This window comes from Moorena sp. SIO3B2 (assembly GCF_010692525.1).
GTDB classification, from domain to species: domain Bacteria; phylum Cyanobacteriota; class Cyanobacteriia; order Cyanobacteriales; family Coleofasciculaceae; genus Moorena; species Moorena producens.
In genome coordinates this window covers 1-4200 of record NZ_JAAHHE010000461.1, presented here as the reverse complement: position 1 = coordinate 4200, position 4200 = coordinate 1, and the positions used below count along the sequence as shown (strand labels likewise).

At 45.1% G+C, this 4200-nt stretch carries 3 protein-coding genes and 1 pseudogene; 2 read left to right on the top strand and 2 right to left on the bottom strand.

The window, feature by feature from the left end:
- Positions 1–508 precede the first annotated feature (508 nt).
- Both F6K38_RS36185 and F6K38_RS36180 read right to left on the bottom strand, forming a co-directional pair.
- Positions 509–1519: an ARPP-1 family domain-containing protein gene (locus tag F6K38_RS36185; RefSeq protein WP_287248721.1), complete on the bottom strand. Its 1011-nt coding sequence runs from the start codon at positions 1517–1519 to the stop codon at positions 509–511.
- Positions 1501–2874 (bottom strand): VWA domain-containing protein, encoded by a 1374-nt coding sequence (locus F6K38_RS36180; RefSeq protein ID WP_287248720.1) that lies wholly within the window; start codon positions 2872–2874, stop codon positions 1501–1503. The genes F6K38_RS36185 and F6K38_RS36180 overlap by 19 nt, the downstream gene beginning before the upstream one ends.
- 158 nt (positions 2875–3032) lie before the next feature.
- On the opposite strand from F6K38_RS36180, the gene pip reads away from it, so the two are divergent.
- A complete protein-coding gene (gene pip, locus F6K38_RS36175) occupies positions 3033–3977 on the top strand; it encodes a prolyl aminopeptidase (RefSeq protein WP_287359860.1) in 945 nt (314 codons plus the stop codon).
- 101 nt (positions 3978–4078) lie between these two features.
- A pseudogene (locus F6K38_RS44565) lies at positions 4079–4200 on the top strand (deoxyribose-phosphate aldolase); the annotation flags it as partial.

Sequence of the window (4200 nt, the reverse complement as noted above, 5' to 3'; positions counted from 1 at the left end):
GAATAATGCGCTGTCTGCGCTTATAGAGCTTAACCCTGCGATGAAGGGATTTGTTCCGCTTGAGAAACTCTTTGATCATTTGATAGTTTACAGTTGACGGTTGACGGTTGAGTGTGAGCAGGTGACAGTCAGTATGTTAACAACCTCTGCCACTATCAACCTCTTTGCTAACAAACCAAAATTATCTAAAAAGATTACAACTAATATCAGATAAGGCAAGAAATGCCATAAACTCGGGTTTTTGGCTCGTTTGCGAAGCTTGAGCCTCAGGGGAAGACTTGGGGAGTCACTTTGAATTGGTTTAAAGCTAATTAAAGCAAGACAGGTGGTTAGCGCTGCGACGTCGCCTAATAGCTAATACTTAGTTAACTAGTCTGACTATGGGATCAGTGACTGTAACGTCGATACCTAACTCAGTTCTTGCTATACTTCAAGTGTAATACAAAGAAACCAACTCTGTCAAGCCATAAACTGTTGTTTACAAAAAACAGAGAAAATTATGTTCCACTCATGGCTCTGGAACTGAGGCACTGACAGACTTTCCAGACAAATACTCCGGCTTGCCAAACACAGACCCATAAACCAAACGTCCTTCCTCCTCCACAAACTGACCAGCAAAATTTTTGCCTATCACTGTTTCCAGACGGAGGTTAAGAAAACGTTCTTCTTCCTTAGTTGTGAACTTTTCTGGCGGAGTTTGTGCCAGCCAATTGCTCACCTGTTGTTGCCATTTGACACGGCTAGCCAGTAGTTGATCTCTTAATTCCCTGAGATTGCTGGCACACAAAGCCAAGGTGGGCTGACTTTCTTCTTTGGTATGGTGTTCTTCAACCATTGCCCCTACTCCATAGCAAAAGCAAACCAAAGGCATCCACATCTCCTGGAAGTAAGCGGCATTGGGAGCAATTTCTATCCCCGCTAATTTATCCCGCAGGAAGAATAGCGCACCGGTTTGCCCAGATAGCAATTCTAAGCGGCTTTGATATTGGGTCAAAAAGGCTCGCTTACGACTGAGAATCTGTTCCAAATGACCCCGGTTGGGTAAGCCAAGTTGCTGGTTAAGGCGGCTAATCCCATGCCAGAGTTTGCTGTAACTCTCTATACCTCGCTGTCCTAATGCTTCGTTGCGCAGATGGAGGGGCAGAATAAAAAACCACTGCTGACGACTTTCGAGATAACCTCCCTGGGACTCTTGGACACAGCAAGCATCTCGGAACATCAGTTTTTGACCAGCAGCGATGAAGGCTGACCGACAGAGGGCATGATTTTGCGCCCCATCTTGGATATAACCCATGTGTAGGGGAACAATCGCAATCCCTGCTTCTGAGGGGTTGGCAACTTCGATATTACCATAACCATCAACCCTCAATAGCTTCAGTCCAGAGAGCGGACCTACAAATTGAACCCGATTCTCTCCACCGAATATTGGCACGACTGTCAGAACACCTGACTTTTGAGGTATGCCGAAACGGTAAGGAGATAGGTCAAAGACATTTTGAACTAATTGATGACAGTCCATAGCGCTAACTCCTTTTCAATCTGATCCAGTTTTTGCAGTAGAAACTGCTGTAAGCAGGTTTGAGCCTCTTGGCTGTTAACCCTGGAAAACAGACTTAACAATACTGTTTCAAAGTCTTCCTGATGCCAAAATTCCAACTGAGGGAGATTTGGAACAGGACGACGTAACGTTAAGTTATCGGCAGGAGTGAATTTGCTATGGCAGAACACTACAGGAGTTTCTACCCCACATCTTGGCAGTGCTTCCACTACCCTTTCTAAGTCTCCTGGATAGTAGTTTTCGTAGCCATCAGAGACAATCGCTACTAAGTCAGGTTGACTTTCCAAGGCATCCAGCAGAGCCAGGGCTAAATCTGTATGTCCTTCTGGCACTGGCGGAAATCCAGACCCGCCGACAGTATAGACTTGTAAGTTACGACAGCATTTCTTCAATACCAGTTGCAAGGCGACAGATTGGGAGAGGGTAGAAAATTCCCGTTCTCCGTAACTACGAGTCGATGCTGATGCATCCAGCACTAGTGCCATCTTCCCCGTAAAAATCGGCAGTTGGCGCACAGATTCTTCCACGTAGTAATCAAGGGATTGCTCCAATTCTGGGGACTTGCCTCCCCGGTAGAGATGAACAAGAGTGGCACTAATATCCCCTCGATTAGTAGCTGTCACAGTTTTCAGACGTAGTTTTTCCCCTTTTAGTTTTTCGGTGTACTGGGTATGAGCTAGTTTATAGTTGCCATTGCTGGTTTGAGGAGTTCCCTGCTTGTACAACAGGGGAAAAATTAATTTCACCCATTCCGGATCCCGAGCAAAGCGCAGCAGATGACGACGTAGATAGGTTTGACTTTCCTCTGTCTCAGGTTGGGTCAGCATTTTGGCACAAGCACGAACAACATTCTTTCCTAAAGCATGTTCTAAGCTATCCACCAACGCCGGACGGCGAGAGCTTGCCATATCTGCCAGCTCAGGATGATTGAGTATATAGTTGAGGATGGCTTTAGTGGTGTGCTTGTGATTTGACCGCACCCGCTTTAGGGCAAGAAATATTGTCAGCACTAAGTCTGGAGGTAGAATTGCTAGCAAGAAACCAGTGACCCGGTTGAGAAGACAGCGCTGATCAACGGACATGCCAACTCTAGAGGATTGTAGTAGTTGAAACAGGATCCGTGCTTGTTGCCACGGCTGAACCGTTTCTACTACCGCCAACAGAGCATAGAATTCTGGATTCTGCTCATACATGGACTGATGTAGGGTTGCATCCTGCCACTCTGGAGGCTGGTGATCACGCCGCACAATAAAAGGCGTATTATCGGTACACAGATGGTTCAGAAAATTTAAGGAGGTTTTTTGATTGGCATTCATGAAATGCCTCCTAATTTTAATTGGGATAATTAGAGGTTAAGCAATTGGAGATTATAAGCTAGATTACTATTATACTACTTTATAATACGATTGTCGATATTTTTAATTATTTTTGTATGTACTTTATGTAATCGTAACTGTAACCCCAAGGCACAACTATGCGAGAACTCTATCCCCCCATCGAACCTTACAACCAGCAAACCCTAACAGTTTCTAACCTCCACACCATTTATTTTGAAGAGTCGGGTAACCCACAAGGTCAGCCAGTAGTCGTGTTACACGGAGGACCAGGAGGTGGTAGCCAACCGGTTTATCGCCAATACTTTGACCCAAAGAAATGGCGAATTGTCATGTTTGACCAACGGGGTTGTGGTAGAAGTATTCCCCATGCTGAACTTGAGGAAAACACTACTTGGGATTTAGTTCGTGATATCGAAAAACTGCGAGTAAAACTGGGTATTCAGCAGTGGGTAGTTTTTGGGGGTAGTTGGGGTAGTACTCTGTCTTTAGCCTATAGTCAAACCCATCCTGAACGCTGTCTAGGACTGATCTTGCGGGGAATTTTTATGCTTAGGCAAAAAGAAATTCGTTGGTTCTATCAGGAGGGAACAAGCTATATTTTTCCTGATGCTTGGGAAGACTATATCAAGCCGATTCCAGAAATAGAACGCCATGATCTAATTTCTGCTTACTATCGACGGTTGACCAGTCCGGATCCTCAAACCCGCAATTCAGCAGCTCGGGCTTGGTCAATTTGGGAAGCAAGTACCAGTAAACTCTTCCAAGACCCAACCCTGATCCAAAAGTTTGGTGAGGGTGAATTTGCTGATGCGTTTGCCAGAATTGAATGTCATTACTTTGTCAATAAAGGCTTTTTTGAACCAGAAGACCAGTTACTCAGGAATGTAGACCGGATTAAATCTATCCCTGGGGTGATTGTCCAGGGACGCTATGATGTGGTGTGTCCGATGGTATCAGCTTGGGAATTACATCAGGTTTGGCCAGAAGCTGAGTTGATTGTGGTACCCGATGCGGGTCATTCCATGGCAGAACCAGGTATCCGCAGTGCTTTGATCGAAGCAACGGATAAGTTTTTGACCTGACTGGGTGACAGCAGCCTTGTTAGCCTGACACGGTTAACGGTTGACTGTTAACTGTTATACTGACAAGTTGGTTGATTTTTACTTAAGTATCTTATATAGCGATGGATATAGACTATCCAGACATTGATATTGCTCCCATAATCGACCATGCCCTGCTTATTCCCACGGCTACACCAGAGCAGGTGGAAAAATGGTGTCAAGAGGCAGACCAATATAAGTTTGC

Coding starts and splice junctions, on each gene's coding strand:
- F6K38_RS36185 (WP_287248721.1), bottom strand. CDS start 1,519: ATGGACTGTCATCAATTAGTTCAAAATGTCTTTGACCTATCTCCTTAC.
- F6K38_RS36180 (WP_287248720.1), bottom strand. CDS start 2,874: ATGAATGCCAATCAAAAAACCTCCTTAAATTTTCTGAACCATCTGTGT.
- pip (WP_287359860.1), top strand. CDS start 3,033: ATGCGAGAACTCTATCCCCCCATCGAACCTTACAACCAGCAAACCCTA.